This is a genomic window from Calidithermus chliarophilus DSM 9957 (assembly GCF_000430045.1).
Lineage (GTDB): Bacteria > Deinococcota > Deinococci > Deinococcales > Thermaceae > Calidithermus > Calidithermus chliarophilus.
The window spans coordinates 2,709,413-2,735,606 of the sequence record NZ_KE387023.1 but is presented as its reverse complement, the minus strand read 5'-3'; the positions used below and the strand labels follow the sequence as shown (position 1 = coordinate 2,735,606).

Genomic DNA, 26,194 nt, shown 5'->3' with positions numbered 1-26,194 from the left:
TGGTGCTGCGCCTGGAGAGGTGCCCGAGTGGTTGAAGGGGCACGCCTGGAGAGCGTGTATAGGGCGTTCGCTCTATCGAGGGTTCGAATCCCTCCCTCTCCGCCAGCAGCACGATAAAATCCCCCGCCCACCCAGGGCGGGGGATTCGCATGGAGGCGGCCTCAGTTGCCGGTGTCGCTGAAGAGGGCCTGGACCTCGCCGTCGCTCAGGGCGCGGTTGTAGACCCGCACGTCGTCCATGAGGCCCCGGAAGACCGCGTTGGTGTTGTTGAGCGCGGCGTTGCCCATGAGGAAGTTGTTGGTGCTCGAGGGGTTCGCGTAGCTCCCGGCCCCGCTGGCGGTGGCGACCTGGGCGCCGTTGCGGTAGAGCTTCACGGTGGTCTGGCCGCCGCTGCTCGAGACGGTGACCACGTAGTGCGCCCAGGCGCTGGTGGACACGTTGGCGTTGTCGACGACGGTGAGGGCGGGGCCGGAGCCGGTGAGGACGAACGAAACCCGGTTACTGGTGCCGCCCAGGGCGCTGGGGTTGCCGACCACCAGGGCCGCCCAGGGCTGGGAGCCGTTGCTGCTGTTCTGGCCCAGGATCCACTGGTCGTTGTTGGTGAGGGGGCGGACCCAGACGCTGTAGCTGAAGCTGCCGCCCTGCCCCAGGTTGGCCGTGCTGATGAGGCCGTAGACGCCGTTGCTGTCGCCGCAGCCCGCGCCGGAGCCGTTGTTGAACTCGTAGGCCCTGCTCGCCAGGCCGTTGCGGTTGGCGGCGGGTTGCACGCAGGCCACGGTGCTGATCGAGCCGTTCTTGTTGTTGCCGCTGGTGTCGAGGGCGCTGTTGCTGAAGAGGTACTCCCCGAGCAGCCCGTCCCTAGGGATGCTGGCCTGCACGCTGCCCTGCTGGCTGACGCTCACGCCGGAGGCGTCGGTGGCGGTGAGCCTGACGGTGTAGGTCCCCGCGGAGCCGTACTTGTGGGTGGTGTTGATGGCGGCGAAGTTGCTGGTGAGGGTGGTCTTGGCCGAGCCGTCGCCCCAGTCGATCTCGACCTTGCTCAAGTTGGCGTCGGGGTCGCTCACGCTGGCGGTCACAGTCGCCACGAAACCCGAGATGCTCGCGCTGAAGCTGTCGATCACGGGCGGGCGGTTGCCGGTGACGCTGGGGTCGAGGGGGGCGGGGTCCTTGTCGTCGGCGGTGGTGTCGCTGTCGGTGTCGGCCTTGAAGGGGTCGGTGCCCTTGGCTTCCTCCTGGCTGTCGTTCAGGCCGTCGGAGTCGAAGTCGGCCACGGTGGGGTTGGAGAAGACCTTGCGCGGGGCCTTGCCCACCACGGCCACCGTCCAGCCCTGCTTGACCTCGAGCCCGTCCTTCAGCCCGTCGCCGTCGGAGTCGGGCACGTCGTCGCGGGTGCCGTAGAAGTACTCCTCGCTGGCGAAGAGGCCGTCGTCGTCGCGGTCCTGCACGTAGAGGATGTGGATCTCGGTGCCGGGCTTGAGCAGGATGTCCTCGAAGTGGGTGCCCGCGGGGATGCTCAGGTTCGAGGAGCCGACCACCGCCCACAGGGCGCGCTGCTGGGAGTTGCGGGCGACGTTGGCGCCGGCCTGCTTGTCGAAGAGGCTGGTGAGCACCCTGGTTCCGTCCGGCTTGGCCTGGGTGGCGAAGGGGAGCTCGAGGATGTCGTCGAGCACCTTCTTCATGCTGACGCCCACGATCTTGCCGCCCTGGCGCTCGACGTTGGTGGCGACGCGGGCGCGGGTGACGTGGCCGTTGCCGTAGTCAATGACCACCAGCGCGGTCTGGGCCAGGGTGACCTCCTTGAGGAACTCGAAGTTGCGCCCCTCCTGGTCGGTGAGGTTGTAGGTGCTGAACTGGAAGAAGAGGTTGTTGGGGTGGGCCATGATCTCCAGCGCCTGGTCGGCGGGGATGGCGACGTTGCGGGCGTCGAGCACGCCGGTCTGGTTGTTGCTGGCGAGGGTGACGCCGCCGGCGGGGATGGCCGGGGTGAGGCTGGTGATGGTCTTGAACTTGGTGGGGTCGTTCGGGTCACGGAAGAGCGCGGTGATCACGAGGTCCTCGAGCTTGAAGCTCACGTCCCCGGCGTTCTTGACCCGCAACCCCACGCCGATGCGCCCGTCGTCGATGGTTTTTCCGGACTCGCTGCCCTCCGAGAGGGCCTCCTCACGGGTCTGCTGCGAGGAGCGGCTGGAGTCTTGGGTGTAGCTGCGGGTGTTCTCGTTGGAGAAGCCGGCGCTCACCGTCACCGAGGCGCTGAGCGTGGTGCCGACGCCGTCGGTCCCGGCGCTGATCTCAGCCCCCACCGTCGCGCTCACGCTGCCCTCGACGCGGCGGGTCTGGCTGTCGGTGCTGGAGGTGCTGGTGGAAGTTCCCTGGGAGAGCGAGGCCGACTTGGTGCTGACGACGGTGTTGTTGCTGGTGAGCTTGACGTTGACGCTGAGGTCGGTGGTGCCCTCGAGGGAGAGCTCGAGCTGGGGCACGTTGGCGATGAGCGGGTTGTACACCCCGCCGCGCACGATGATCTCGTCGTAGTCGCTGATCTTGTCGCCGTCGGTGTCGGCGAGGGTAGGCGAGGTGCCGTGCAGCTTGATCTCGTTGCCGTCGAAGAGCGAGGAGTTGCCCTTGGCGTCGCCGTCGGAGTCGACGTCGGCGGGCGAGCTGGCCCACTTCTTGAGCTCGTCGAAGTCGGCCAGGCCGTCCTGGTCGGTGTCGGTGCTGCGCGGGTCGGTGAAGTTGGAGCGCTCCTCCTTGTCGTTCAGGCCGTCGCCGTCGGTGTCGGGCTTGGCCGGGTCGCTGGTCACGGCGCGCTTGGCGAAGCTTCCGTCGCCTTGCTTGACCTGCACCTCCCACCCGCTCACCTCGTCGGCGTCGAGGAGCCCGTCCCCGTCGCTGTCGCCCGCGGCGGGCGCGGTGCCGGTGAAGGTCTTGCTGTCGGCGGCCGGGTCGATGGGGTTGCCCTTGGCGTCCTGGACCCCCGCGACCTTGAGGGTGTACTGGACGGCGCTCTGGGGCGCGGTGGTGAGCGTCACCTTGGTTTTCTGCGCGTCCAGCACGGCCTGGGTCACCGCCAGGCTCGGGGTGATGGCGTAGTTGGCCGCGGTGGTGGCCCCGGCCTCGACGGCCTCGCTGAACGTCACCTCCACCGTGGTGGGGCCGGTGGAGGCCACGGCCACCAGTTTGGGGGCGGGGTCTGCCGCCTGCTGAGCGCAGCCCGCCAGGGCTGCGAGGGCCAGGAAGGCCCAGATCACACGGATAGGTTGGGGTTTGCCTGCCATATATGCCTCCTCCTGCTCGGTCTGAGGCAAGGGTAGGAGGCGGGCGTTATACGGCGTTATACCAGATTCGGTCAGTTCGTTCCCGAATGGGGACGAACTGACCCGACCGAAGGGATACGCTTTCTTCGCCGACCGTCAGGGAGGGGTGTGCTCTAGGATTCAAAAAGATAGCCTCTGAAGGTCTTTGGTTTGGGTGATTATCTTTTTGAATCCGGTATTATACGGCCTCGAGCCACCCCTTGGTGAGGGCCTAAAGGGCGTGCGGCACGTAAAAGTAACAGGTGGGGTGCGCAAGCGCACCCCACGGGTCGCCCCTTCCCCCCGGCTTAGCCGGACTGGCTCCTTAATGCCGACTCCGCCCCCGCCTCCGGCCGCTGCAGGGCGTAGGCCACGATCTGCTCGAGGCTCATGTCCCTGCCCTGGGCCAGCGCCCGCTCGAAGGTCTGGGGCTCGAGGTGCTGGCGGCCCGCGGCGAGGTAGCGCTCGACGTTCTCCGGGCTCACCGGCGGCTCGGCCAGGCCCATGGCTTCGGTGAGGCCGTAGACCGCGCCCATCAGCCGCGTGGCCCGCTCGAACTGGCCCAGCCGCAGGGCGAGCTCGACGAAGGAGGCCAGCACCACGCCGATGCTCCAGCGGCGTTCGAGGGCGTAGAAGATGCGCAGGCCCTCCTCGAGGTAGTCCCGCGCCTCCTCCAGATCCTCCTGCTTTAAGGCCAGGATGGCGAGGTTGACCAGCGACACCGCGATGCCCTGCTGGTCGCCGAGCTCGCGCTTGATGGCGAGGCTCTCCTCGGTGAGGGCTCGAGCCCGGGCGGGCTCGCCGAGTTCCGAGAGCACCTGGCCGAGGTTGCCCAGGGCGTAGGCGACGCCCCGCCGGTCCCCGAGCTCGCGCTTGCGGGCCAGGCTCTCCTCGAAATAGGGCCGCGACGCCTCGAGCTGGCCGCGGTAGCCGTAGACCACGCCGATGTCGTTGAGGGTGGTGGCGACGCCGTAGCGGTCGTCGAGCTCGCGCCGCAGGCGCAGGCTCTCCTCGAAGTAGGCCAGGGCCTGGTCGAAATTGCCCTGCTCGCGGACGATGGTCCCCAGGCTGTGCAAAGCGCCCGCGACCTCGCCCCGGTCCTCCAGGCGGTGCCAGAGGTCGAGGGCTTCCTGCTGGGCCTGTAGGGCCTGGGCGTAGTCGCCCTGGTCCTTGGCCCGCTCGGCTAGGGCGCCCAGGGCTTTGGCGTGCAGGTGCGGGGAGACGTCCTGCAAGGGCAGGCCGAGGGCGCGCTCGAGCCAGGTCTTGCCCTCGCGGTGGTGGCCCCGCACGTACCAGAAGTGGTGCATGGACGTCGCCAGCCGCAGCGCCAGGACGGCGTCTCGCCGCGACACCGCCCACTCCAGCGCGGTCCGCAGGTTGTCGTGCTCGAGGGCCAGGCGCTCGAGCCAGTGAGCCTCCTCCGGGCCGCGCAGGTAGGCACCGGCCTCCTCGGCCAGGGCCAGGTAGTGCTCGGCGTGGGCCTGCCGGACGGCCGCCAAAGCCTCGCCCGTCCCGGCCTGCTCGTGCGCCTGCTGCCGGATCACCTCGTGCAGCTCGAAGCGCCCGCTCGGGGTGCGGCGCAGCAGCGACTTGTCGGCCAGGGACAGCAGGACCAGCGGGCCGACGCCCGCGACCTTGAGCGCGGCCTGCCGGTCGAAGCCGCCCCGGAAGACGGTGAGGCGGGTCAGGGCCTGCTGCTGCTCGGGGGTGAGGCGCTGCCAGGAGTGCTCGAAGATGGCCCGCAGGGAGCGGTGGCGCTCGGGCAGGTCGGGGGCGGGCGCCTCGAGCACGCCCAGGCTGCGCTCGAGCTCGGCCACGATGTCCTGCGGGGTGAAGGCCGAGACCCAGGCGGCGGCGAGCTCGAGGCCCAGCGGCAGCCCCTGCACCAACTGGCACACGCGCAGCACCGCCGGGGCCACCTCGGGCGTGAGGGCGAACTGCGGCCACGCCCGGTTGGCCCGCTCCACGAACAGGCGCACGGCGCTCGAGCGCCGCACGGCCTCGAGGTCGTAGCCGGGCGGGTAGCCCAGGCCCTGGAGGTCGAGCACCCACTCCGCCTGCAGGCGCAGCCGCTCGCGCGAGGTGACCAGTGCCCGTAGCTGGGGGGCCTCGTTGAGCAGTTCCGCCACCAGGGCGGCCCCGTCCACGAGGTGCTCGAAGTTGTCGAGCACCAGCAGCATCTCCCGCCCGCGCAGGTGCTCGAGCAGCTTGGCCTTGGGGTCGGCGGCGCGGGCCAGGCTGAGGCCGAGGGTTTCGGCGACCGCCGGGACGATCAACGCGCTGTGCGACAGCGGGGCCAGCGCCACGAACCACACCCCGTCGGCGAAGGCCCCGAGCTGGCTCTCGGCCACGCTGAGCGCCAGGCGGGTCTTGCCCATGCCGCCCGGCCCGGCCAGGGTGATCAGGCGCTCGCCGGCCTCGAGCCGCCGGTTGACCAGGCTCAGCTCCTCCTCCCGCCCGATGAAGGTGGTCAGGCGGGTCGGCAGGTTGTGCAGCACGGGGTAGGCCGGGGCCTGCGGGGGCGGGGCGGGGCGGCCGAGTTCCTCGACCAGGCGCCGGGTGGCGGGGTCGGGCTCGAGGCCCATCTCCCCCGCCAGCCGCCGGGCAAAAGCGGCGTACAGCTCGCGGGCCCGCCCGGCCTCTCCCAGCGCCACCGCGTGCTGGAGGAAGGCCTGCACGGCCCGCTCGTTGAAGGGGTCGCGCTCCAGCAGGCGCTCGAGCCGCCCCAGCAGTTCCTGCGAGGGCTGGGACTCGGCCGCCTGGCTCAGCAGCGCGTCGCCCCAGGCGGTCTCGAGGTCGGCGCGCTCGGCCTCGAGCCAGTCCTCGAGCCCGGGCAGGCCGTAGACCCTCACCCCCTCGAGGAAAGGCCCGCCGTAGAGCTCCACCGCCCGGGCCCACTGCCCGCGGGCCAGGGCCTGCCGGAAGAGCCGCACGTCGAGCTCGGCCAGCCAGCGCACCCCGCCCGCGTCGGCCTCGAGGCCCTCCACCCCGTCCATCTGGCGCACCCGGTGCAACAACTGGCGCAGGTTGTTGCGGGCCGAGGCGGGCTCGACCTCCGGCCAGAACAGCCCCACGAGCTCCTCGCGGCTCACCCAGTCCTCCTGGGCGGCCAGGTAGCCCAGCAGCCACAGCGGGCGCTCCCGGGGCAATGCGATCACCGTTTCCCCTCGCTCGAAGCGAGGCACACCCAGGAGACAGACGCGTACGCTCATGTGTTGCTGCCCCCAACATATCAGAACCAAACCAGCGCCGCTGTTCGTCCTGGCTGTCCTGTGCCAGGGCATAGCGCCGGTCCCTGCGCCAGTCCTGGCCCCGGGAACCCGGGCCCAAAGCTTAAGCGGTCTTCACGTTCCTCCCAGAGGGATTCCCGCGAATACCCGTCTCGGTCAAACCGATCATGAGGGTTAAGCCGCGCCGCAGTGAGTTTGCGAAACAGCGATGGCAGCAGACCCGCCACGGCACTTTCATACCCCTCGAGCCGGAGCCACCTAAAACGCCCGCCGGGATCGGCATCAGCACGCGGCAGGGGTTCCATCGCCCCTACCAGTCGCCTTTCCTAACTTCCTGGCCTGAATCCGAAAAGCCCGCTCCAGGACGTCAATTTTCACTCATTTCCGTTTGAACAGCAGGCGAACACCCCCCCGCTAAGGTCAGGTTAGGAGGTAAAAGAGGATGAAAAAGCTCATCGCGCGGGTCTTCGTGGCGTTGGCTTCAATCAGCATGGCGGCCATGGCTCTAGCTGACATCTCGGGCAATGGCGGCGGCGGAGCGGGCGGGGGCTAGGCCGTAATCCTGGAGAACCAACTCGCGGCGGGCGACAGCTAGGGCCCGCCGCGGGTCAATTCTGGGCAGGTGTTCGACGGCGAGGTCCCACAGCTCGAGGTCGTCGCGGGTCACGTAGGCGAGGTGGAGCAAGGCCTCGAAGTCGCGCGAGCTCAGGGCCGCCTCGCGGATGGCCCGCTCGAGCACCGCCCGTTCCTCCACCACGAGCGGGGCGTCGGAGCCCGGCAGCAGCGGCCCCTGGTAGAGGCTGAGCGCCTGGCGCAGGTCGCCGCGGGCCAGCAGGCGGCGCACCTGGTCGAAGTCGGCTTCCGCCTCGAGGGTCAGGCGGTAGGGCTCGCTGTCCAGCGGGATCACCGCCTTGAGGTGCGGGATGTAGCTCTTCAGGCGGCGGTTGTTCTCCTCTTCGCCGTAGACGGCCTCCGCCAGTTCCCGCGAGCTCAGCCCCTGCGGGTTGAGCACCAGCGCCGTGAGCAGTTCGGCCTGCCGCAGGTGCAGCGTCAGAGGGGCCCCGTTGAGCCAGGCCTTCATCTGGCCCAGGAAGTGCAGGTGCAGCGGCTTGGGCTTGTCCTGCAGGAGCCGGTAGACCGACCCGAAGCGGTGCTCAGGCCCCACGACCAGCTCCCAGGCCTTGGGGTTGAAGCGCAGCATGATGGGCTGGATGCGGTTGAGCACCTGTTCGGCCTCCGCCTTGCGCCCTGCCCTCAGCAAGGCGTAGGCCTCGAGGCAGCGCGCGGGCAGGCTGTAGGGCCGCTGGCCGATGCGCTCGAGGGCGTCGCCGATGTCCCTGAGCTCGAGTGCGACCCCCGCCGGGTTGTCCAGCACCTTCACGTAGGCCGCGGCCAGCCGGGCCTGGCACTGGTAGACCAGGGGGCTGGGTTCGTTGAGCGTCACGGCCTTGTCGGCAGCGGCCCGCGCCTTGTCCCACTGGCCCAGCTCGATCAGGCAGCGCACGTAGCTCAGGCCGAACATCCCATAGCTCGCCCGCTGCTGAATCCTCTGCCAAACCAGGTCCATCAGCTCAACGGCTTCACCGTATCGGCCCTGCAGGTACAGGAGTTCGGCTAAGGTCCAGGTAAGCAGATTACGGGTGCGGGGACTGGCCTCGGAAAGGCTACGGGCCTCGTTGCGTAGCTGATCTTCTAAACCTACGGTATCACCCGAGAGCATCCGGGCCGTGGCCATCTCGTTAAGAACCGACAGCCGTAGCCACACGTTGGAGAGGTGATGGCGTTCCATCACGTTCAAAGCCCACTCACACCACCCGATCACCTGCTGCGGTTCACAAGCCAAGTAGTGGGACTGTGCCAGGGTGAGGGAAATTTGCGCCTGAAGGTAGGCCAAATTCTCGGCTTCGGCTTTCGTCAGCGCCGTTTGCAGTACGTTTAAGCTCTCTTCAAAGCGCCCGGCTTGCAGAATATAGCCATAGAGGGCGAGGGTCAGCGCCGTTTGCCGGGTGAGTACCGCCCGCTCGAGGTGCTCCATGCTGGCGGGATGGGTTTGCAGGTGTAGGGCGTAACCCAGGTACGCCCGCAATTCGGGGTCGTCCCTGCGGGCCAGCACCTGCTCGGCCCGCGGGATCAGCTCGGTGTGGCGGCCCAGCTCGATGCCCGAGGCCAGCCGCCAGCGCAGCACCACCGGGTCTTCGGCCAGGCTGCCGCCCAGGGCGCTGAGGTGGGTGTAGAGGTACTTGGAGAGCCCCTGGGCCAGCAGTTCCCAGCCGATCTGGTCGAGGTACAGCGGCAGCATCTCCGGGCCGCGCTTGACCAGCAGCTCGAGCGCGCGGTCGGCGCGGCCGTTGTTGAGTTGCCGCCGCACGGCGCCGGCCAGGGTGTCGTCCTCGGCGGCCTCGAGGTTGAAGGAGGACGTCTCCTGGAAGGAGATGTAGCGCACCCGGGGAAGGTCCAGCGGGGCCTGGTCGCGGTGGTCGAACTGCAGGTAGACCCGCAAGCGCTTAGAGACCACCAGGCGCCGCACCAGGTCGGGCATGTGCTGGGCCTGGAGCAGCACCAGGCAGAGGTTGGGCAGCAACTCGGCGTGCTGCTCGAGGGTGTTGACGACGTAGCCCGGGTCGGCCCCCTGGCCCAGGAGGTCGTTGCCCAGAGTGGCGTAGACGGCGCGGGAGAAGTCGTTGGCCTGGAGGACGGGGTCGGTGGCGTGGGCGGGTGTGCCCATGCAGATGGCGGTCCGGTCCTCGCCCTGGCGCACCGTGCCAATGCCGATCTCCTGGATGACCTCAGCCATGCACCTGTGGAGCGGACCCGTCAGGATGGTAACCATTCGCGCAACGCCCTCCTCAGACTTCACGACGCCTCTGACTACCGACCATCCTACTCCCTCGGCGGCTTTGCATGGACAGGTTACAACCAACCCCGGGCGTTGTGAACCCTGCCACGGGGCACCCGACGGCGGACGTGGTCGCAAGGCCACCGCACAGCCGCCGGGGTTTGACGTGCCGTGGCAGGTATCCGTGGGAAGCGCTCTAGTTGGCCTTGCCCAGCATCTTGGTGAACGCCTCGACCACCGCGGGGTCGAAGTGGGTGCCCGCGCTCTGCCGGATGTGCTCGAGCACCTGCTCGCGCGGCCAGGCCTTGCGGTAGGGCCGGTCGGAGCTGAGCGCGTCGAAGACGTCCACGACCGCGAACATCCGGGCCGCCAGGGGGATCTCCTCGCCCTTGAGGCCCCGCGGGTAGCCCGAGCCGTCCCAACGCTCGTGGTGGCAGTAGGGGATGTCGAGGGCGGGGCGCAGGAACTCGATGGACCGCAGCAGGTGGTAACCCAGCGTGGTGTGGTTCTTCATGACCTCCCACTCCTCGGGGGTGAGGGGTCCGGGCTTCTGCAGGATGTGGTCGGGGACGCCCATCTTGCCGATGTCGTGCAGCAGTGCCCCGCGGCGGATGTGCACCAGGTCGCCGCTGCGGTAGCCCATCGCCAGGGCCAACTGTACGGTGAGGTCGGTGACGCGGCGGGAGTGGCCCTCGGTCTCGCGGTCGCGCAGGTCCAGGGCGCGGGCCCAGCCCTCGATGGTCTGGTCGTAGGCGTAGAACACCTCGGTGTTGGAGCGCTGGAGTTCCTCGAACAGCTCGCTCGACTCGAGGGCGATGGCGGCCTGGCCGCCGAGCACGTGCAAGAACTCCTTCCAGCCGGCCTCGACCTCCCCGGGGTAGGGGTATTGCGCCGCCAGCACCCCCTTGACCAGGCCCTTGATGATCAGGGGCACCAGCACCAGGATGGCCGCGCCGTTCGGATGCCCCGACCCGTTGCTGGGCGGGTGAGGCAGGGGCACCTCGAGCACCTCCCGCCGCCGCATGGCCTGGACCGCCACCTCCGCGACGCGCTCGCCATCCCCCAAGTCGATGCTCAGGCCGATGTACGCGACCGACTCCAGCAGCAGCGTACCGGGGAGCACCCGGAAGAGCCCGCCGCGCCGCACCCCCAACTGGCGGCTCATCTGCTCGAGCAGCGTCGCGGCCGTGAGGCGGATGTCGGCGCTGCCGGTGATGCTGCGGTCGATGTGGCGCAGGGCCTGAAGTCGCCCGATCTCGGTCTCGAGCCTCTGCCGGTACTCGTCGGCCAGCGCGGCGGCGGCCCGCTGCTCGGTGACGTCGCGGGTCACGCTCAGCACTGAGGTGATGACGCCTTTGGCGTCGCGCAGCGGGGCCGAGTGCGTCTCGAGCCAGCGCACGGTGCCTTTGAGCCCTATGATGCGGAACTCGAGCTCGCCCACTTCCCCGCGGCAGGCCCGCTCGTGGAGCTCGGCGAAGGCAGGCCGGTCGTCGGGGTGGATGAGCTCGCTGGCCGGCTTCCCGATGACCTGGGCGCCGTCGTCGGCCTCGATCATGCGCAGGCCGGCGGGGTTCATCTCCAGCAGCGTGCCGTCGGTGGCGACGATCTTGACGCACTCCGGCTCGCTCTCCACGATGGTGCGCAGCCGCGCCTCCCGCTCGCGCAGCACCTCCTCGGCCTGCCGGCGCTCGGTGATGTCGGTCTGGACCGAAACGAAGTGCGTGGGGCGGCCCCCGGTGCTGGAGAAGGGGTGGACGCTGATGAACACCCAGTAGGGGGTGCCGTCCTTGCGGTAGTTGAGCAGCTCCCCCGAGACCGGCTCGAAGCGCCGCAGCTTGACCTTCATCCGGTTGACCTCGGCGCGGTCGGTCCCGGGGCCTTGCAGGATGCGCGGCGTCTGGCCCAGCAGGTCCTCGGGGTCGTAGCCGGTCTTCTCCTTGATGCGCTGGTTGACGTAGGTGATGCGGGAGTCCGAGGGGTTCTTGGGGTCGGCCTCGGCGACGATGACGAGCTCGTTGAGGTTGTCGAGCGCCGTGGCGTAGAGGCGGAGCTGTTCCTCGGCCCTGCCGCGCCGCTCGGACTCGAGGAGCCGCTCGTACTGCAGCCCCCAGATGGCCCCCAGCGTGCTCAAGGCCGACATCATCGCGTTGCGGTCGGCCCAGACCCTGAACAGGAAGGCGGCGTAGCCCACCAGCTCCGGGCCCGCCCGCAGGCCCACCGAGATGGCGTGCTCGGCCCCCAGCAGGTGGTAATTGTTCTCCGCCGGGCCGCGGTAGTCCCCCGGGAGCTTCCACTCGAGCCAGCGCCCCAGGGCAAGGACGTCCAGTTCCTCGGGCTCAGGCTGCTGCAGCCGGTGTACGGCCGGCACGCCCTCCAAGCCGTAGGCGGCGGCCAGCCCGAAGCCTTCTGCGGACCTCAGGTGCAGCAGGGCCATGTCGGCATGCAGCAGGCCGGCGATCTCCTGCAGGCCGTTCTCCAGCACGTGTGCACTGGAAGGCTGCTTCAGGAGGGTTTCCGAAACCTGAAGACTCAGTGAATAAAACTCGCGGTCGCCACTTGATGAAGCGGGATCTACTCCCTCGGACATAACGTCCCTCGCGCTGAGCGCATAGGTTAATGATACTACCCGGGCCGCGCCCTCGAGGCCCGCTCAAAGCTCGAGGCGCTCGAGCCGGCGTTCGAGCTGCGCGAGGTAGTCGAAGAACAGCGGGCCGTAGTGCGCCAGCTCGTCCCCGCCGGTGACGACCAGGGGATAGGCCCAGCCCCGCGTGTCCATCAGGGCGGCGGCCCGTTCGTGGGCCCGCGAGCGGTGGGGTTTGGGCTCGTAGATCACCAGGTCGGGGCGCAGGGCCGCGACGGCGTCGAGGTCGGGGGTGAAGTAGCTCTGGGGGTGGCCGGCGAAGACGTTGACGAGGCCCAGGTGGCGCAGCGCCTCGCCCACGTAGCTGCCCCGGCCGACGGTCACGGGGCCGCCTAGGTCGAACTCGAGGTAGACCCGCAGCGGCGGCAGGATGCCCGCAAGCTGGGCGTACTGCTCGGCCAGCCGGGCGCACAGCCTCGAGGCCGCCTCCCCCACCCCCAGCAGCTCGCCCAGCAGCACGGTGTTCTCCAGGATGCCGTAGGGGCTCTGGGGCAGCGGCACCGGGAAGACCGGGACCCCGCCCTGGCGCAGCTCCTCCAGCAGCCCCCGCTGCACACCGGTGCTGACGAGCACCAGGTCGGGCTCGAGGCCGCGCAGCAGCTCCCAGCGCACGCGGGTGTAGCTCGAGACCACCGGCAGCGCCAGCGTAGCCGCCGGGCGGTAGCAGAAGGCGCTTCGCCCCACCACGCGCTCGCCCAGGCCCAGCGCGAAGAGGGTCTCGGTGGCGTTGGGGGCCAGCGAGACGATGCGGCGGGCCGAGTCGGGCAGTTCGACGGGGCCCAGCCAGTCATGCACGAGCTTCACGGCGCACCTCCTCGAGCCAGCCCTGCACCCGCGCCCGCAGCGCCGCGAGGTCGCGGTCGTTCCAGATGACCCAGGTGGCCCGCCGGGCCTTCTCCTCCTGGGGAAGCTGGTTGGCGTCGCGGGCGGCGAACTCGGCCGCGCTCAGGCCGCTGCGGGCCTGCACCCGCTCCCGGCGTAGCTCCGTGGGGGCCAGCACCGCCAGCACCCCGGCGAAGTCGCGCTCCCGGCCCGTCTCGAAGAGCAGCGGGATGTCCTGCACCACGAGGCTTTCCCCCCGCTCCTCGGCCTGACGGGTGGCCTCGGCCATGCGCGCGCGCACGTAGGGGTGCAGGAGGGCCTCGAGGTCGCGCTTGGCCTCGGGGTCGGCGAAGACGATCTGGCCCAGGCGGCGCCGGTCGAGCTCTCCCCCGGCGCAGGCCTCGGGGAAGCGCCGGCAGATGGCCTCGCGCAGCACCCCGGCCCCCTCGCGGGCGAAGGCGTCGGCGTCGAGCACCGTGACGCCGAGTTCGCGCAGGATCTGCGCCACGGTGCTCTTGCCGCTGCCGATGCTGCCGGTCAGGCCGATGACTTGCATGCCCAACGGCTCACAGGCGGCGGCGCTTGCGGCGGCGGTTCTGGGAAGGGCGGTCGGAGGAGCGCTCGGGGCGGCGCGGGGGCTGCGGCGGCGAGGACTCGCCTTCCGTCCCCCCGCTCCACTCCCCGAAGTAGATCTTGCTCACCGTGACCCGCGTCCCCCGGTCGGGGCGCTCGCGCTTGGCGGGGGGGCCTACCGCGCTGCGGGCGGCCTTCTTGCCCCCGCCCCTTGCCCCCTTCCCCTTGCCCTGCCCCTGCGCGGGGCCTGCCTCGGCGGCTTTACCCGCCCTGGCGGGCCTCCCGCCGCCCTCGGGACGCTTGGCCGGTCTGCCGGAGCGGGCGGCCCGGGGTTCGCCCTCGGCCGGCGCGGGCTCCATGTCGATCTGGCGGGCGGCGGGGTTGGCGGCCATGATGGACACCTCGAGCTCGTCCCCGATGCGGATGCGCCGCTTGCTGCGCTGGCCCACCAGGGCCAGGAGGTCGGGGGTGTAGTGGTAGTAGTCGTCGCGGAGGTTCTCGAGGCGGATCATGCCCTCGACGCCGTTCTCCAGGGCCACGAAGACCCCGAAGTCGGTGACGCCGGAGACGATGCCCTTGAGCGTTCGCCCGACCTGCCCCTGCGCCCACAGGCACTGGTAGAACTTGGTCAGGTCGCGCTCGGCTTCCTCGGCGGCGCGCTCGCGCTCGGAGGTGTGCTCGGCCATGTCGGGGAAGCGGGCGGCCCACTCCTCGCGCTTCTTCTCGGTGGCGCGCCGCTTCAGCACCGCGCGCAGGACCCGGTGCACCAACAGGTCGGGGTAGCGGCGGATGGGGCTGGTGAAGTGCAGGTAGTGCTCGGCGGCCAGGCCGAAGTGGCCCAGGTTCTCGGCGGCGTAGCGGGCCAGGCGCAGCGAGCGCAGCAGCAGGCTCGAGACCACCTTCTCCTCGGGCTGCCCCTCGGCCTTGTAGAGGATCTGCTGCAGGGCCTTGGGGCTGGGCTCGCCGTGGGGCAGGGTGTAGCCCAGCCGGGCCAGGTTCTGCACCAGCTCGGCGTAAGCCTTCTCCGAAGGGTCCTCGTGGACACGGAAGAGCGCGGGGATGCCCCGCTCGGAGAGGTGGCGGGCGACGGTGCGGTTGGCCAGCAGCATCAGCTCCTCGATGAGGCTGCGGGCGTCGGGCTCGCGGATGGGGATGAGGTGGGGGGTGCCGTCGTCGCCGATGTCCACCTTGACCTCGCTGAAGCGGAAGTCGAGGGCGCCGCGCTGCAGGCGGTCCTCCTTGAGGGCCTTGGTGAGCGCGAGCAGCAGGGTGAGGTCGGCGGCCAGGAAGCCGTACTCCTCGGGCAGCGGCTTGCCCTCGGCGTAGTCCTGCACCTGGTTGTAGGTCAGGCGGGCCACGCTGCGGATGACGCCTTCCTTGAACTGGTAGTCGCGGATCTGGCCGTTCTTGTCGATGTCGATCAGCACCGACAGCACCAGGCGGTCCTCATTGGGCACCAGCGAGCACACCCCGTTGGACAGGCGCTCGGGGAGCATGGGCAGCACCCGGCCCGGCAGGTAGACGCTGGTAGCACGGGCGTAGGCGTCCTTGTCGAGGGCGCTGTGCTCCTTGACGTAGTGGGACACGTCGGCGATGTGCACGCCCACCCGGAAGATGCCCTTGGGCAGCCGCTCGACGTGGATGGCGTCGTCGAAGTCCTTGGCGTCGGCGCCGTCGATGGTGAAGACGTTGAGGCCGCGGAAGTCGGTGCGGCGCTCGAGCTCGGCCTGCGGGATCTCGAAGGGGATGCGCTCGGCCTCGGCCAGGGCGTCGGGGTTGAACTCCTTGACGAGGTTGTGCTTGACGATGACCGCCTCGGTCTCGCTCTGGGGGTCGTCGGCCTGGCCTAGGTACTCCAGGAACTCGCCGTAGGGCTCGTGGCCGGGACGGTCGGGGTAGTTGATCTTGACGGCGATGCGGGCGCCGGCCTCGAGCTCGCCCAGGCCCAGCGGCATCAGCTTGATCATGCGCGGCAGCTTGGGGTCGTCGGAGATGAGCCAGGCGAAGCCGCGCTTGAAGTCGAGCCGCCCGGTCATGCGGTCGCGGGCACGCTCGAGCACCTCCGCCACCACCCCCCAGGGCTTGCGGTCGCGCCCCGGCGGCTGCGGCACCACCACCACCCGGTCGCCGTGCCAGGCCCCGGCGAGCGAGCCCTTAGGCACGTAGAGGTCCTCGCGCCCCGGCTCCTCGGGCACCGCGAAGCCGAAGCCCAGCGGGTGCACCTGGAGCTTGGCGACGAAGCCCCGCCCCGGCCGCCCGCCCACGGGCTTACGGATCTCCGATCCCGCACTGGGCAGCACGTAGGTGTGGCGGCGCGTCTCGATCAGCTTGCCCTCGGCCACCAGCCGGTCCAGCGACTCCTTGGCTTCAGCCCGCTCGAGGCGCAGGCTACGGATAATCTCTCGCAGCCCGTACTGCTTGTCCGGCTGCTTGCGCAGAAATTCGAGAATTGTATCAGTCATGTCAGCGTGCTGTCGTGAGATCTGAGGCTCGAACGACGCTACGACAGCAGTGTACACGATAGTTCATGAGCAATCAGCTTTCAGCCGCCGGCGCGGGGCGGGGAGCCTGGGGTCGAAAGCTCTTCCCGTGAGCCCCTTACCGCGCCCCAAGCCCTCGTTCGCCCTCGGCCTTGGGCCCTCGAGGTCCCCGTTACAGCACCCCCTCGAGCGCCACCTTGGTCGCCGCCAGGCTCTCCCCCAGCGCCTCGACGGCTTGGTCGATGTGCTCCTTCTCCACGATGAGGGGGGGCTCGAGGCGCACCACCTTGGGGTTGTTGAGCCCGAAGGCGGTGAGGATGCCCCGGGTGGCGAGCTCGGCCACCACCAGCGCGCCGATGTCGGCGTCGGTGAACTCGAGGCCCACCATCAGGCCGCGGCCGCGCACCTCCTCGATGAACTCGGGGTAGGCGTCCCAGAGCTGCTTCAAGGAGGCCATGAGGTACTGGCCCATCTCCTGGGCGCGGGCCGGGAGGTCTTGCTCCAGGGTCACCTCGATGGCCGCCAGGGCCGCCGCCGCGGCGAGCGGGTTGCCGCCGAAGGTGGTGGAGTGGATCAGGGGCTCGTGCTTGTAAACCTCGAAGATCTCGGGGCGCACGATGGTGGCGCTGATGGGCATCACGCCCCCGCCCAAAGCCTTCGCGCTGGTGAGGATGTCGGGCTCGACGCCCTCCCAGTCCACGCCCCACAGCTTGCCGGTGCGCCCCAGGCCGGTCTGCACCTCATCGACGATGAGCAGCACGCCCTTCTCGCGGGTGATGCGCCGCACCTCGCGCAGGTAGCCCTCCGGCGGGATCCGGATGCCGCCCTCGCCCTGGATGGGCTCGAGGATCACCGCCGCTGTGTCGGGCCCAATGGCCTCCTCGACGGCCTTCGCGTCGCCGAAGGGCACCACCGTCACGCCCGGCACCAGCGGGGCCGCCGGGAGCTGGTAGTGTTCCTTGGGCGTCACGGAGAGCGCCCCGTAGGTCTTGCCGTGGTAGCCGTTCTTGGTGGTGATGAACCCGGGCCGTTTGGTGTGGATGCGGGCGAACTTGAGCGCGGCCTCCACGGCCTCGGCGCCCGAGTTGCCGAAGAACACCATCGAGAGGTCGCCGGGGGTGATCTCGGCCAGCCGGTGGGCCAGGCGGGCCGTGGGCTCGGAGACCATCACCCGCACCGACATGGGCATGCGGTCGAGCTGGGCCTTGACCGCCTCGACCACCCGGGGGTGCCGGTGCCCCAGCGAGAGCGTGCCGTAGAGCCCCAAGAAGTCCAGGTACCGCTTGCCCTCGGTGTCCCACACGTAAACCCCTTCGGCGTGGGATTCCACCTTGTCGAGCCCGGTAAAGCGGAGCAGGCCCGCGAGCCCGGGGTTCACGTGCTTCTCGTACCAGTTGAAAGCTTCCATCAGGGCGATTCTAACACCGGGCCTCGAGCGCACCCCCGATGGCATAATGGCTTCAGGGTCCTACCCGAAGCGCACCTTGAAAACTCAGCCGACACTTCCGGGGGCTCGAGGGGCAGTTTTGCTTGGTGGAACCAAGTGTTTTCCCCGCACACGCGGGGATGAACCGCGCCGCCCCAGCCGCAGCGCCGCCACCCCGTGGTTTTCCCCGCACACGCGGGGATGAACCGTATGCAGCAGAGCGAAATGCGGAAGGAACACGTTTTCCCCGCACACGCGGGGATGAACCGGCCAACTGGGGGCGCATCCTGCCCGGCGAACGTTTTCCCCGCACACGCGGGGATGAACCGGGCAGCCACATCTTCTTGGCTGCGGCGTAACGTTTTCCCCGCACACGCGGGGATGAACCGGAGCCCACTGGAATGGACGGCCGCAGTTTAGCGTTTTCCCCGCACACGCGGGGATGAACCGTTCTCGATGACGAAGTGGTGCTGGGGGATGCCGTTTTCCCCGCACACGCGGGGATGAACCCAGCTCGGCCTGCTGCTTGACGGTCCAGGCCGCGTTTTCCCCGCACACGCGGGGATGAACCGGCCCTCGATGCCCAGCGCAAGCGCCTCGAGGAGTTTCCCCCGCACACGTGGGGATGAACCGTAGGGCTCGATCTAGCCGAAGAGGTTGCTGACGTTTTCCCCGCACACACGGGGACGGCCACACGCTTGGGGTGCGTGTGGTCATGCAACGCCGTAGGGGCGCAGCGCGCTGCGCCCCTACGCTCCTTTTGCCGGGCTTGCGGGTTTACTCCGGCCAAAGACCCAGGCCCTCGCGCTCGACGTGGTAGCCGGCGGCCTCGAGGCGCTGCACCACCTCGCGGCCGTGCTCGTCGTCGCGCACCTCGAGCACTAGTTCCACGCCTACCTTGCCCAGCGGGGCCAGCCAGAGGGCGCGGCGGTGGAAGATGTCCACGACGTTGGCCCCGGCCTCGGCCACCTTCTCGATGATGCGGGCCAGGGCGCCGGGGCGGTCTACCAGGGAGAGCTTGAGCAGGATGTAGCGGCCCTGGCGCACCAGCACCTGCTCGATGACGCGGGCCAGGAGGTTGCCGTCGATGTTGCCGCCGCACAGCACGGTGCAGACCACGTCGTCGGGGCGCACCGGGACTTTCCCGGCCAGCAGGGCGGCCATGCCCGCGGCGCCCGCGCCTTCGACCACCAGCTTGCTGTACTGGGCGCAGTGGAAGATGCCGCGGGCGATCTCGTCGTCGCTGACCTCGACCACGTCGTCCACGTGCTGGCGGATCAGGGGCAGGGTCAGGTCGCCGGGGCGCTTGACCGCGATGCCGTCGGCGATGGTCTGGGCGGCGGTGACGGCGATGGGGTGGCCGGCCTCGAGCGAAGGCCGCACCGGCGCACAGCCCGCGGCCTGCACCCCTACCACCCGCACCGAAGGCTTGAGGCTCTTGGCGGCGACGGCGATGCCGGAGACGAGGCCCCCGCCCCCGATGGGCACCACCAGGGTGCTCACCTCGGGGAGCGCGGCGAGGATCTCGAGGCCGATGGTGCCCTGCCCCGCGATCACCCGCTCGTCGTCGAAGGCGTGGACCCAGGTGTAGCCGTGCTGCTGGGCCAGCTCGCGGGCGTGCGCGGCGGCGTCGTCGAAGGAAAGGCCGGAGAGCACTACCTCGGCCCCCAAGGCCTGGGTGGCCCTGACCTTGGTGAGCGGGGCGTACTGCGGCATCACGATCACCGCGCGGATGCCGTGGAGCTTGGCCGCCAGCGCCACGCCCTGCGCGTGGTTGCCCGCGGAGGGCGCGATCACGCCCCGGGCCTTCTCCTCCTTCGTGAGGTGGCTGATCTTGTTGTAGGCCCCGCGGATCTTGAACGAGCCGCTCTTCTGCAGGCACTCGGCCTTGACGTAGGCCCTCGAGCCGAGCTCCTTGGAAAGCGCCTCGTCGGCCAGCAGCGGCGTGGGAGCGATGATGCCCCGCAAGAGCTCCTGAGCGGCCTGGATGTCGGATAGCTGGATGGACATAGGATGACGGTTCTGGGGTGTGGGGTGGTGAGGAAGCAGGCGATCAGCGGTAAGCCCGGAGCGACAAACGAGCAGTCTCCGGCTCAGGGCTCAGGGCTTACCGCCTTCCCGTTCGTCAGCGCCCGCTCGCCAGCAGGCGGAAGCGCGAGGTGAGGTGGCTCAACGCCTGGGCCTCCAGCGCCCGCACGTCCACCTGAGGGTCGTCGCTGCGGCTGGTGAGGAACACGCTCACCATGCCCTGGCCGCGCTCGCGCACCAGCCACGACATCTCGACCGTGCCCAGCACCTTGCCCTGGGCGTCCACCTTCCGCGCCACGTACGTGGCGCGCACCTCGCGCGGGTTGGAGGGCTGCTGCACGATGGTGAAGGGGCTGTAACCCGCCGGGGTCGTGACCCGCACCGAGTAGAACACGGCCAGCTCGGCGGCGAAGGGCGCGGTCACGTCGGGGCGGTAGGTGGGGTCGGTGCGGCTGACCAGGGCGTCGGTGCCGGCGCTGACGGCCTCGAAGACCATCTCGCCTTTGCCGGTCTCGATCTGCGGCGCGCAGGCGCTCAGGGCCAGAACCAGGACGAACAACAACCCGAGGGCTTTCCTCATCCAACGACCTCCTTCGTGCCGAGCAGCCGGGCCCAGTCGGTGGCTTCGCGGGCCTGGGCGTAGGCAGTGTCCATCTGGGCGAGCTGAAGCTTGCCCGAGTACTCCTCGTTGACGGCGTGCCAGTAGGTGTACTCCTCGATCACCCACACGCCGCTCTCGCGGGTGCCGTTGCCGCTGCCGCGGATGCCGCCGAAGGGCAGGTGGGCCTCCGCGCCGACGGTGGAGTTGTTGATGCTGCTCATGCCCGCCCTGATCTCCACCTTGAAGCGGTAGGCGGCGTGGCGCTGGTTGGTGTAGATGGCCGAGGAGAGCCCGTAGGAGTGGGCGTTGGCGTACTCGAGGGCCTGCTCGAGGTCCTTGGCCTTGACGAGGTTGATGGTGGGCCCGAAGATCTCCTGGTCGAACTGGCGCATGCCGGGGGCGGCCTCCCACACGGTGGGGGTGCCGAAGATTCCCGCGTCGGGGTCGCCCTTGAAGCGGGGGTAGGGGTTGCTCGAGGCGATGCGCCCCGAGCCGAAGAGCAGCTTCGCCCCGTCCTGCTGGCCCCACTGGTAGTGCTCGCTCCAGCGCTGGAAGAGGCGCTCGTTCATGAAGGGGCCGTAGGTGAGGTCGTCGTAGAGCAGGGGGTTGCCCACCACCGTGGACTCGGTCTTCTCGAGGAAGCGCCGCTTGAACTCGTCGTAGATGGGCTCCTCGACGATGACGTTGCCCGCGCTGGTGCAGCGCTGGCCGCCGGTGGCGAAGGCGCTCCACCAGGCCCCCTCGACGGCGAGCTCGAGGTCGGAGTCGGCGAGCACGATCAGGGGGTTCTTGCCGCCGAGCTCGAGGGTCGGGCGGATGAGGTTGCGCCCCGCCACCTCCCCGATCTGGCGGCCTACGGCGGTGCTGCCGGTGAAGGCGAACTTGTTGAGCAGGCCCTCGTCCATCAGCTCGATGAGCCACTGGCCCGTGGAGTCCTTGCCGCCGCCGAAGACCACGTTGACCACGCCCGGCGGCAGCCCGGCCTCCTCGAAGAGCTTGATGAAGACGTAGGAGAGCGCCGGGGAGTCCTCGGAGGGCTTCCAGACCACGGTGTTGCCGGTGAGGACCGCGGGGATAATCTTCCAGGAGGGCACGGCGATGGGGAAGTTGCCCGCGGTGATCATCCCGGCCACGCCCACCGGGCGGCGGAAGGTGAAGAGCTCCTTGTTGGCCATCTCGCTGGGCACGGTCTGGCCGTAGAGCCGCCGCCCCTCGGAGGCGAAGAACACGGCGGTGTCGATGGCCTCCTGCACGTCGCCGCGGGCCTCGCGCATCGTCTTGCCGATCTCGCGCACCAGCAGGCGGCTGAGGGTCTCCTTCTCGCGGGTGAGCACGGCCGCGAAGTTCATCAGCACGCCGCCGCGCACGGGGGCGGGGGTGCGCGACCACTCCTCGAAGGCCTTGCGGGCTACCTGCGCGGCTCGTCGCACCGTCTCCTTGGAGGCCTCGGGGAAGCGGGCGGTGAGGTCCTCGCGGTCGGAGGGGTTGCGCCGCTCGTGCACCGGCCCCTCGAACACCTCCTCCCCGCCGATGAGGTGACCGATCTCGAGCCCGTTGCCGTACTTGCTCCTGAAGGTGTTCATATCGCTATCCTATCCGAGCCCTTCCGGGCTCCTGAATCCCGGGGCCGAAGCCCCCAACGGCTGTGTGCTTCCAAAGTATATGGGCCCCGCCGGCCCGCCGCGGTGAGGGCGGCGCTCACTGCTGCTGCATCTGCTGCTGTTTGTACAGCAGGGCCTCGAGGGTCGCCGGGGGCACCATCTCGCTCACGTCGCCGCCGTAGCGCGCGATCTCCTTGACCATGGTGCTGGAGATGAACGACCAGCGGGTCGCGGCCATGATGAACAGCGTCTCGGCGTGCGGGGGGAACTGGCGGTTGAGGTGGGCCATCTGCAGCTCGTACTCGTAGTCCGAGACGGCCCGCAGCCCCTTGACGATCACCTTGGAGTCGATGGCCTTGAGGAACTCAACCAAAAGGCCCTGGAAGGTGCGCACCTCGACGTTGCCGAGGTTGGCCTGGCCCACCGCGTCGCGGATGATGTGAGCGCGCTCCTCGGCGCTGAAAAGCTGCTGGCCGCGCTTGGACGGGTTCTCCAGCACCGCCACCGTGACGCGGTCGAACAGGCGGCTGGCCCGGCGGATCACGTCGAGGTGGCCGTTGTGCAAGGGGTCGAAGCTACCGGGGTAAACCACGTGCATAGGTCCTCCAGAAAGGCAAGGGAAAGTCTATCCCAAAAGTCCTTCAGGGCTCCTGGCGCACGATGGTCAGGCAGTTGGTGCCGTAGACCCGGCGCTCGCCGATGGGCAACTGCATCTCGGTGGGGTGCTGCAGGATGCGCAGCCCGCCCGGCTCCACGACGTCGGCATTGAGCAGGCGCTCGAAGTCCTGCAGCAGGTCGTGGGGGTAGGGCGGGGCCATGAAGGCCACCACGAAGCGCTGCCCGCGGCGCGCGGCGCGCTCGAGGTAGCGCTCCACCGCCATGGGCTCGATCTGCACCTTGAGCTTGGCCCTGGCCGCGTTCTCGCGCAAAAGCTGCTGGGCCTGCCGGTCGATCTCCACGAGCGTCACGTCGAAGCCCTCGCTGGCGGCCTCGAGGCCGATCGCCCCCGAGCCCGCGTACAGGTCGAGGAAGGCGCCCCGCCCGGGGTAGCGCAGCCGCAGGTAGTCGAAGAGGGCCTTGCGCAAGCGCACGGGGCTGGGCCGGGCCGACTGCGGCACCTTCAGGGCCACGCCCCGCGCGCTTCCGCCCAGGATGCGCAGGCTCATCGCGGGGAGGGCACCAGGGTGGGGATCTGCACCGCCTGGGGGTTGCGGAACCAGATCTTGCAGCTATAGCCCCCGGCGGCGGGCTTGGGCACGCTCACCCGGAAGGCGCTGGTCTTGCCGCCGTTCAGCGCCCGCAGGCTGATGAACGCGGAGTTGGTGGCGACCCGCGCGCCCACCGACACCTGCAGGTTGGCGCGGACGTCGCGCAGGACGGCGGGGGTGAGGTTGACGACCACCCCGTTGGCGACCACGGCGCGGCCCTCGAGCTTGCAGCTCCAGCTCTGCACCTTGAGCTTGTACGGCTCCGGCTGGGCCAGCGCCAGCGAGACGAAAACGATCAGCAGGAGTGAGTAAAGACGCATAGTCAAACCTCTGCAGGGCATTCTACCCCAAGGCAAAAGCCGCCTTTCGGCGGCTTCTCGGGCTTGGTCGAGGAGAGAGGATTCGAACCTCCGACCCCCTGGACCCGAACCAGGTGCGCTACCAGGCTGCGCTACTCCTCGTCCGGCATCCAAGTATAGACAGGCAGGGGGGTTTTGTCTAGCCGACGCCGGTTCACGAGGGCGGAGGACGGCAGCCCCGGTCGCCCGGCCGGATATGCCGTTCAGGAGGGAATTTTCGGGTGATTAAGCGGCCATTAACCCCGAAAAGCCCAAAAAACTCCAACGATCCGGTAGCCTCGAAAAAGCTGAGGGCTCCCCCCTGACCTATCTGAGGAGGCGTATGCACAGAGGGCTCTATCTCGGACTGATCGCGCTGTTGGCGGCCTGCACCAAGCCCCCCACCAACACCCCCATCGACGTCAAGTGGTCGCAGTGGAGCGGCAGGCCCACCCAGCCGGGCCAGGAAGTCACCATCCCGCAAGGCACCAACGTCCTGCTCGACGAGAACCCGCCGCCCCTGCGCGGCCTGACCATCGACGGCGCCTTGGTCTTCGACCGCAAGGACCTCACGCTGCAGGCCGACTGGGTCATGGTGCACGGGCGGCTCGAGGTGGGCACCGAGGACAACCCCTTCACCCACAAGGCCGAGATCGTCCTCACCAGCAACAACCCCGCCGACAACGTGATGAACATGGGCGCCAAGGTGCTGGGGGTGATGGGCACGGGGGCGCTCGAGCTCCACGGCAAGCCCTACGCCTCGAGCTGGACCCGCCTGGGGGCCACGGCGGCCAAGGGCGCGACCGAGATCGTGCTCGAGAAGGCCGTGGACTGGCCGGTGGGGGCCGAGATCGTCATCGCCTCGACCGACCACTACGGCTGGCAGGCGGGCGTGGACCCGGCCAAGCCGCGCAGCGAGCGGGCCATCATCAAGGCGGTCAACGGCCCCAGGATCACCCTGGAAGCGCCCCTCAGCTACGGCCACTACGGCGCCGACGCCGACGGCATCCCCGAGTTCGCCGAGGTGGGGCTGCTCACCCGCAACGTGGTGGTGCGCAGCGACGAGAAAGCCCGCGACAGCAGCTCGGCGGCCTACCAGGTCGGCGGGCACCTCATGGTGATGGGCGGCAGCGCCAAACTGAGCTGGGTGGAGCTGCGCAACATGGGCCAGAAGGGCAAGTTCGGGCGCTACCCCGTCCACTTCCACCAGGTGGGCGACGCGGGGGCCGGCTCCTACTTGAAGTCCAGCAGCATCCGCGAGAGCTTCAACCGCTGCCTGGTGATCCACGGGACCAACAAGCTGCGCGTGGAGGGCAACGTCGCCTTCGACACCTTCGGGCACTGCTACTTCCTCGAGGAGGGCAGCGAGACCGAGAACGTCCTCTCGGGCAACCTCGCCGTGCTGGTGCGCGCGCTCAAGGACGACCAGCGCCTCATCCCCTCCGACAGCAACCCGGCCGGGTTCTGGATCACCCACCCCGCCAACCGCCTCACGGGCAACGCGGTCGCCGAGGCCGGCACCGGCTACTGGTACGCGCTGCCCAAGCGCCCCATCCCCTTCGGGCGTGCCAACCAGGACCTCACCTGGATGAACGACATCCGGCCCCGGACCACCGCCCTGGGCGAGTTCAGCGCCAACGTGGCCCACTCGGTGCAGAACGACGGGCTCAACGTCGACCGCTCGCACGACTCCAGGCTCTGCCCCGGCGACGCCGACCGCAACGCCTGCAAGGACCACAAGCTCGCCGACCTCACCGACGGGGTGACCACCGTCCACAACCCGCGCACCGACCCCAAGGGCAGCGAGGGCGACGACGCCAAAAACCCGCCCGTCGTCGCCGACTTCAAGGACTTCGTGGCCTACAAGAGCGGCGTGCGCGGGGTGTGGCTGCGCGGGGTCAACCACCGCCTGAGCAACCCCAAGCTGGGCGACAACGCCATCGGCGTGACCTTCGCCTCCAACAAGAGCTACCTCGAGGGCGGCCTGATCGTGGGCGAGAGCGCCAACGGCACCACCCGCATCACCGGCACCTGGATCACCGGCCTGGTGGGCTTCGAGCACTACGACGGCCACGTGGGCGTGGAGGGGACCACCTTCCGCAAGTTCTCGGGCACGGCCCAGCGCGACCTCTACTGCAACGGGGTCAAGACCGCCACCATCACCGTGCGCAACGCCGCCATCGGCACCCTGCGCTGGACGAGCTTCGGGCTCACCGGGCAGAACTACGTGAAGAACGTCAAGATCGAGCCGGGGAACACCGCCGTCACCTACGACCCGCCGCCCGACCCCTGCTTCACCGCCAGCGGCAGGGACCCCCACGACGGCTACCGCACCGCCGTGTTCTACGACGCCGACGGCAGCGTGACCGGCAGCGCGGGCAAGTCGGTCGTGGTCGATAACCCCTTCCTGCTCACCGCCGACTGCACCGCCCGGGCCGACTGGAACGCCCACGTTTGCGGCCACCTCTACGGCACCCTCTCCATCAGCAACGAGGAGCCCAGCCCCAAACCGCTGGCGGGCAACGACCTCTCGAGCGCCCTCACCCTCACCCGCGACGGCGGCCCCAGCACCCGGCTGTGGGGCATGCCCAACGCCTTCACCTACTTCGAGGCCCGCCTGATCGCCAACCGCCCCGGCACCGCCAACCTCTTCACCTACACCGCGGCCTTCGGCACCGCCAACCGCAGCGCCAAGCTCCGCGTGGGCTACAACCTCCGCGCCCTCCCCGACGGCACCTTCCCCCAGGGCAGCGCCGGCTCCTTCGTGCGGGTCGCGCTCCCGGTCCCCAGCGGCGACGTGTGGATCTACCGCAACTACTACTTCAGCGAGAAGAACAACAAGACCACCCGCGTCGCCACCCTGGCCGAGCTCGACGCCGACACCACGGGCAAGGTCTACTACCGCGAGGGCGACACCGTCTACCTCAAGCTCTTCCTCACCCAGGCCGACCTCGAGGGCAAGCGCAGCGCCTCGGTGAACTACCACATCTGCACGACGCTCGAGTGCAAGTGAGGCGGCGGTGAGCCGTCAGCTTTCAGCCCTCAGCCGTCAGCTTTCCCACCCACCCCCGTCCCCTCCCTCCGGCCGGAGGGAGGGGACGTTTTGCGTTTGGCTATCGG

General features: G+C 69.4%; 15 protein-coding genes, 2 tRNA genes and 1 CRISPR repeat array. Of the genes, 2 read left to right on the top strand and 15 right to left on the bottom strand.

The features are described from left to right. Positions 1 to 13 precede the first annotated feature (13 nt). Positions 14 to 105, top strand: a tRNA-Ser gene (locus tag MEICH_RS0113210). A 56-nt stretch (positions 106 to 161) separates the two neighbouring features. Here MEICH_RS0113210 and MEICH_RS0113205 read toward each other — a convergent pair. The 15 genes from MEICH_RS0113205 to MEICH_RS0113130 form a co-directional block, all read right to left on the bottom strand. Beyond that, the gene (locus MEICH_RS0113205; protein WP_084542299.1) at positions 162 to 3,272 is read right to left on the bottom strand and encodes a LamG-like jellyroll fold domain-containing protein; all 3,111 of its coding nucleotides are present in this window, start codon (positions 3,270 to 3,272) and stop codon (positions 162 to 164) included. Between the two features lie 326 nt (positions 3,273 to 3,598). After that, positions 3,599 to 6,448 carry an ATP-binding protein gene (locus MEICH_RS30485; RefSeq protein ID WP_169730669.1) on the bottom strand — a complete coding sequence of 950 codons (2,850 nt, stop codon included), beginning with the start codon at positions 6,446 to 6,448 and terminating at the stop codon, positions 3,599 to 3,601. A 577-nt stretch (positions 6,449 to 7,025) separates the two neighbouring features. Next, positions 7,026 to 9,314 (bottom strand): AfsR/SARP family transcriptional regulator, encoded by a 2,289-nt coding sequence (locus MEICH_RS27220; protein WP_027893027.1) that lies wholly within the window; start codon positions 9,312 to 9,314, stop codon positions 7,026 to 7,028. Between the two features lie 238 nt (positions 9,315 to 9,552). Beyond that, positions 9,553 to 11,838 (bottom strand): HD domain-containing phosphohydrolase, encoded by a 2,286-nt coding sequence (locus MEICH_RS28060; RefSeq protein ID WP_084542297.1) that lies wholly within the window; start codon positions 11,836 to 11,838, stop codon positions 9,553 to 9,555. Positions 11,839 to 12,006: 168 nt separating this feature from the next. Then, a complete protein-coding gene (locus MEICH_RS0113180) occupies positions 12,007 to 12,801 on the bottom strand; it encodes a helical backbone metal receptor (RefSeq protein WP_027893026.1) in 795 nt (264 codons plus the stop codon). Then, the gene (coaE, locus tag MEICH_RS0113175; RefSeq protein ID WP_027893025.1) at positions 12,785 to 13,375 is read right to left on the bottom strand and encodes a dephospho-CoA kinase; all 591 of its coding nucleotides are present in this window, start codon (positions 13,373 to 13,375) and stop codon (positions 12,785 to 12,787) included. Before coaE ends, MEICH_RS0113180 begins: the two co-directional genes overlap by 17 nt. 10 nt (positions 13,376 to 13,385) lie before the next feature. Continuing rightward, positions 13,386 to 15,854: a ribonuclease R gene (gene rnr / locus MEICH_RS0113170; RefSeq protein WP_027893024.1), complete on the bottom strand. Its 2,469-nt coding sequence runs from the start codon at positions 15,852 to 15,854 to the stop codon at positions 13,386 to 13,388. Positions 15,855 to 16,044: 190 nt separating this feature from the next. Next, positions 16,045 to 17,280: an aspartate aminotransferase family protein gene (locus MEICH_RS0113165; RefSeq protein ID WP_027893023.1), complete on the bottom strand. Its 1,236-nt coding sequence runs from the start codon at positions 17,278 to 17,280 to the stop codon at positions 16,045 to 16,047. A 137-nt stretch (positions 17,281 to 17,417) separates the two neighbouring features. Next, positions 17,418 to 17,931: direct repeats of the CRISPR family, unit length 29 nt; unit sequence GTTTTCCCCGCACACGCGGGGATGAACCG. A 144-nt stretch (positions 17,932 to 18,075) separates the two neighbouring features. Further along, a complete protein-coding gene (gene ilvA / locus MEICH_RS0113160; RefSeq protein ID WP_027893022.1) occupies positions 18,076 to 19,308 on the bottom strand; it encodes a threonine ammonia-lyase in 1,233 nt (410 codons plus the stop codon). Positions 19,309 to 19,423: 115 nt separating this feature from the next. Beyond that, positions 19,424 to 19,906 carry a hypothetical protein gene (locus tag MEICH_RS0113155; RefSeq protein ID WP_157202771.1) on the bottom strand — a complete coding sequence of 161 codons (483 nt, stop codon included), beginning with the start codon at positions 19,904 to 19,906 and terminating at the stop codon, positions 19,424 to 19,426. Next, on the bottom strand, positions 19,903 to 21,510 hold the full coding sequence (locus MEICH_RS0113150; protein WP_027893020.1) for an aldehyde dehydrogenase family protein: 1,608 nt from the start codon (positions 21,508 to 21,510) through the stop codon (positions 19,903 to 19,905). Before MEICH_RS0113150 ends, MEICH_RS0113155 begins: the two co-directional genes overlap by 4 nt. Before the next feature lie 115 nt (positions 21,511 to 21,625). After that, positions 21,626 to 22,126 carry a pantetheine-phosphate adenylyltransferase gene (gene coaD, locus MEICH_RS0113145; protein ID WP_027893019.1) on the bottom strand — a complete coding sequence of 167 codons (501 nt, stop codon included), beginning with the start codon at positions 22,124 to 22,126 and terminating at the stop codon, positions 21,626 to 21,628. Between the two features lie 43 nt (positions 22,127 to 22,169). Then, entirely contained in the window at positions 22,170 to 22,694 is a 525-nt protein-coding gene (locus MEICH_RS0113140) for an RsmD family RNA methyltransferase (RefSeq protein ID WP_036218555.1), read from the bottom strand. Continuing rightward, positions 22,691 to 23,056 carry a hypothetical protein gene (locus MEICH_RS0113135; RefSeq protein WP_027893017.1) on the bottom strand — a complete coding sequence of 122 codons (366 nt, stop codon included), beginning with the start codon at positions 23,054 to 23,056 and terminating at the stop codon, positions 22,691 to 22,693. The genes MEICH_RS0113140 and MEICH_RS0113135 overlap by 4 nt, the downstream gene beginning before the upstream one ends. A 64-nt stretch (positions 23,057 to 23,120) precedes the next feature. Continuing rightward, positions 23,121 to 23,197: transfer RNA gene (locus MEICH_RS0113130), tRNA-Pro, on the bottom strand. Positions 23,198 to 23,417: 220 nt separating this feature from the next. Between MEICH_RS0113130 and MEICH_RS30480 the strand changes: the two genes are divergently transcribed. Continuing rightward, entirely contained in the window at positions 23,418 to 26,087 is a 2,670-nt protein-coding gene (locus MEICH_RS30480) for a G8 domain-containing protein (RefSeq protein WP_027893016.1), read from the top strand. Positions 26,088 to 26,194: the final 107 nt, after the last annotated feature.

Coding starts and splice junctions, on each gene's coding strand:
- MEICH_RS0113205 (WP_084542299.1), bottom strand. CDS start 3,272: ATGGCAGGCAAACCCCAACCTATCCGTGTGATCTGGGCCTTCCTGGCC.
- MEICH_RS27220 (WP_027893027.1), bottom strand. CDS start 9,314: ATGGCTGAGGTCATCCAGGAGATCGGCATTGGCACGGTGCGCCAGGGC.
- coaE (WP_027893025.1), bottom strand. CDS start 13,375: ATGCAAGTCATCGGCCTGACCGGCAGCATCGGCAGCGGCAAGAGCACC.
- rnr (WP_027893024.1), bottom strand. CDS start 15,854: ATGACTGATACAATTCTCGAATTTCTGCGCAAGCAGCCGGACAAGCAG.
- MEICH_RS0113165 (WP_027893023.1), bottom strand. CDS start 17,280: ATGGAAGCTTTCAACTGGTACGAGAAGCACGTGAACCCCGGGCTCGCG.
- ilvA (WP_027893022.1), bottom strand. CDS start 19,308: ATGTCCATCCAGCTATCCGACATCCAGGCCGCTCAGGAGCTCTTGCGG.
- MEICH_RS0113155 (WP_157202771.1), bottom strand. CDS start 19,906: ATGAGGAAAGCCCTCGGGTTGTTGTTCGTCCTGGTTCTGGCCCTGAGC.
- MEICH_RS0113150 (WP_027893020.1), bottom strand. CDS start 21,510: ATGAACACCTTCAGGAGCAAGTACGGCAACGGGCTCGAGATCGGTCAC.
- coaD (WP_027893019.1), bottom strand. CDS start 22,126: ATGCACGTGGTTTACCCCGGTAGCTTCGACCCCTTGCACAACGGCCAC.
- MEICH_RS0113140 (WP_036218555.1), bottom strand. CDS start 22,694: ATGAGCCTGCGCATCCTGGGCGGAAGCGCGCGGGGCGTGGCCCTGAAG.
- MEICH_RS0113135 (WP_027893017.1), bottom strand. CDS start 23,056: ATGCGTCTTTACTCACTCCTGCTGATCGTTTTCGTCTCGCTGGCGCTG.
- MEICH_RS30480 (WP_027893016.1), top strand. CDS start 23,418: ATGCACAGAGGGCTCTATCTCGGACTGATCGCGCTGTTGGCGGCCTGC.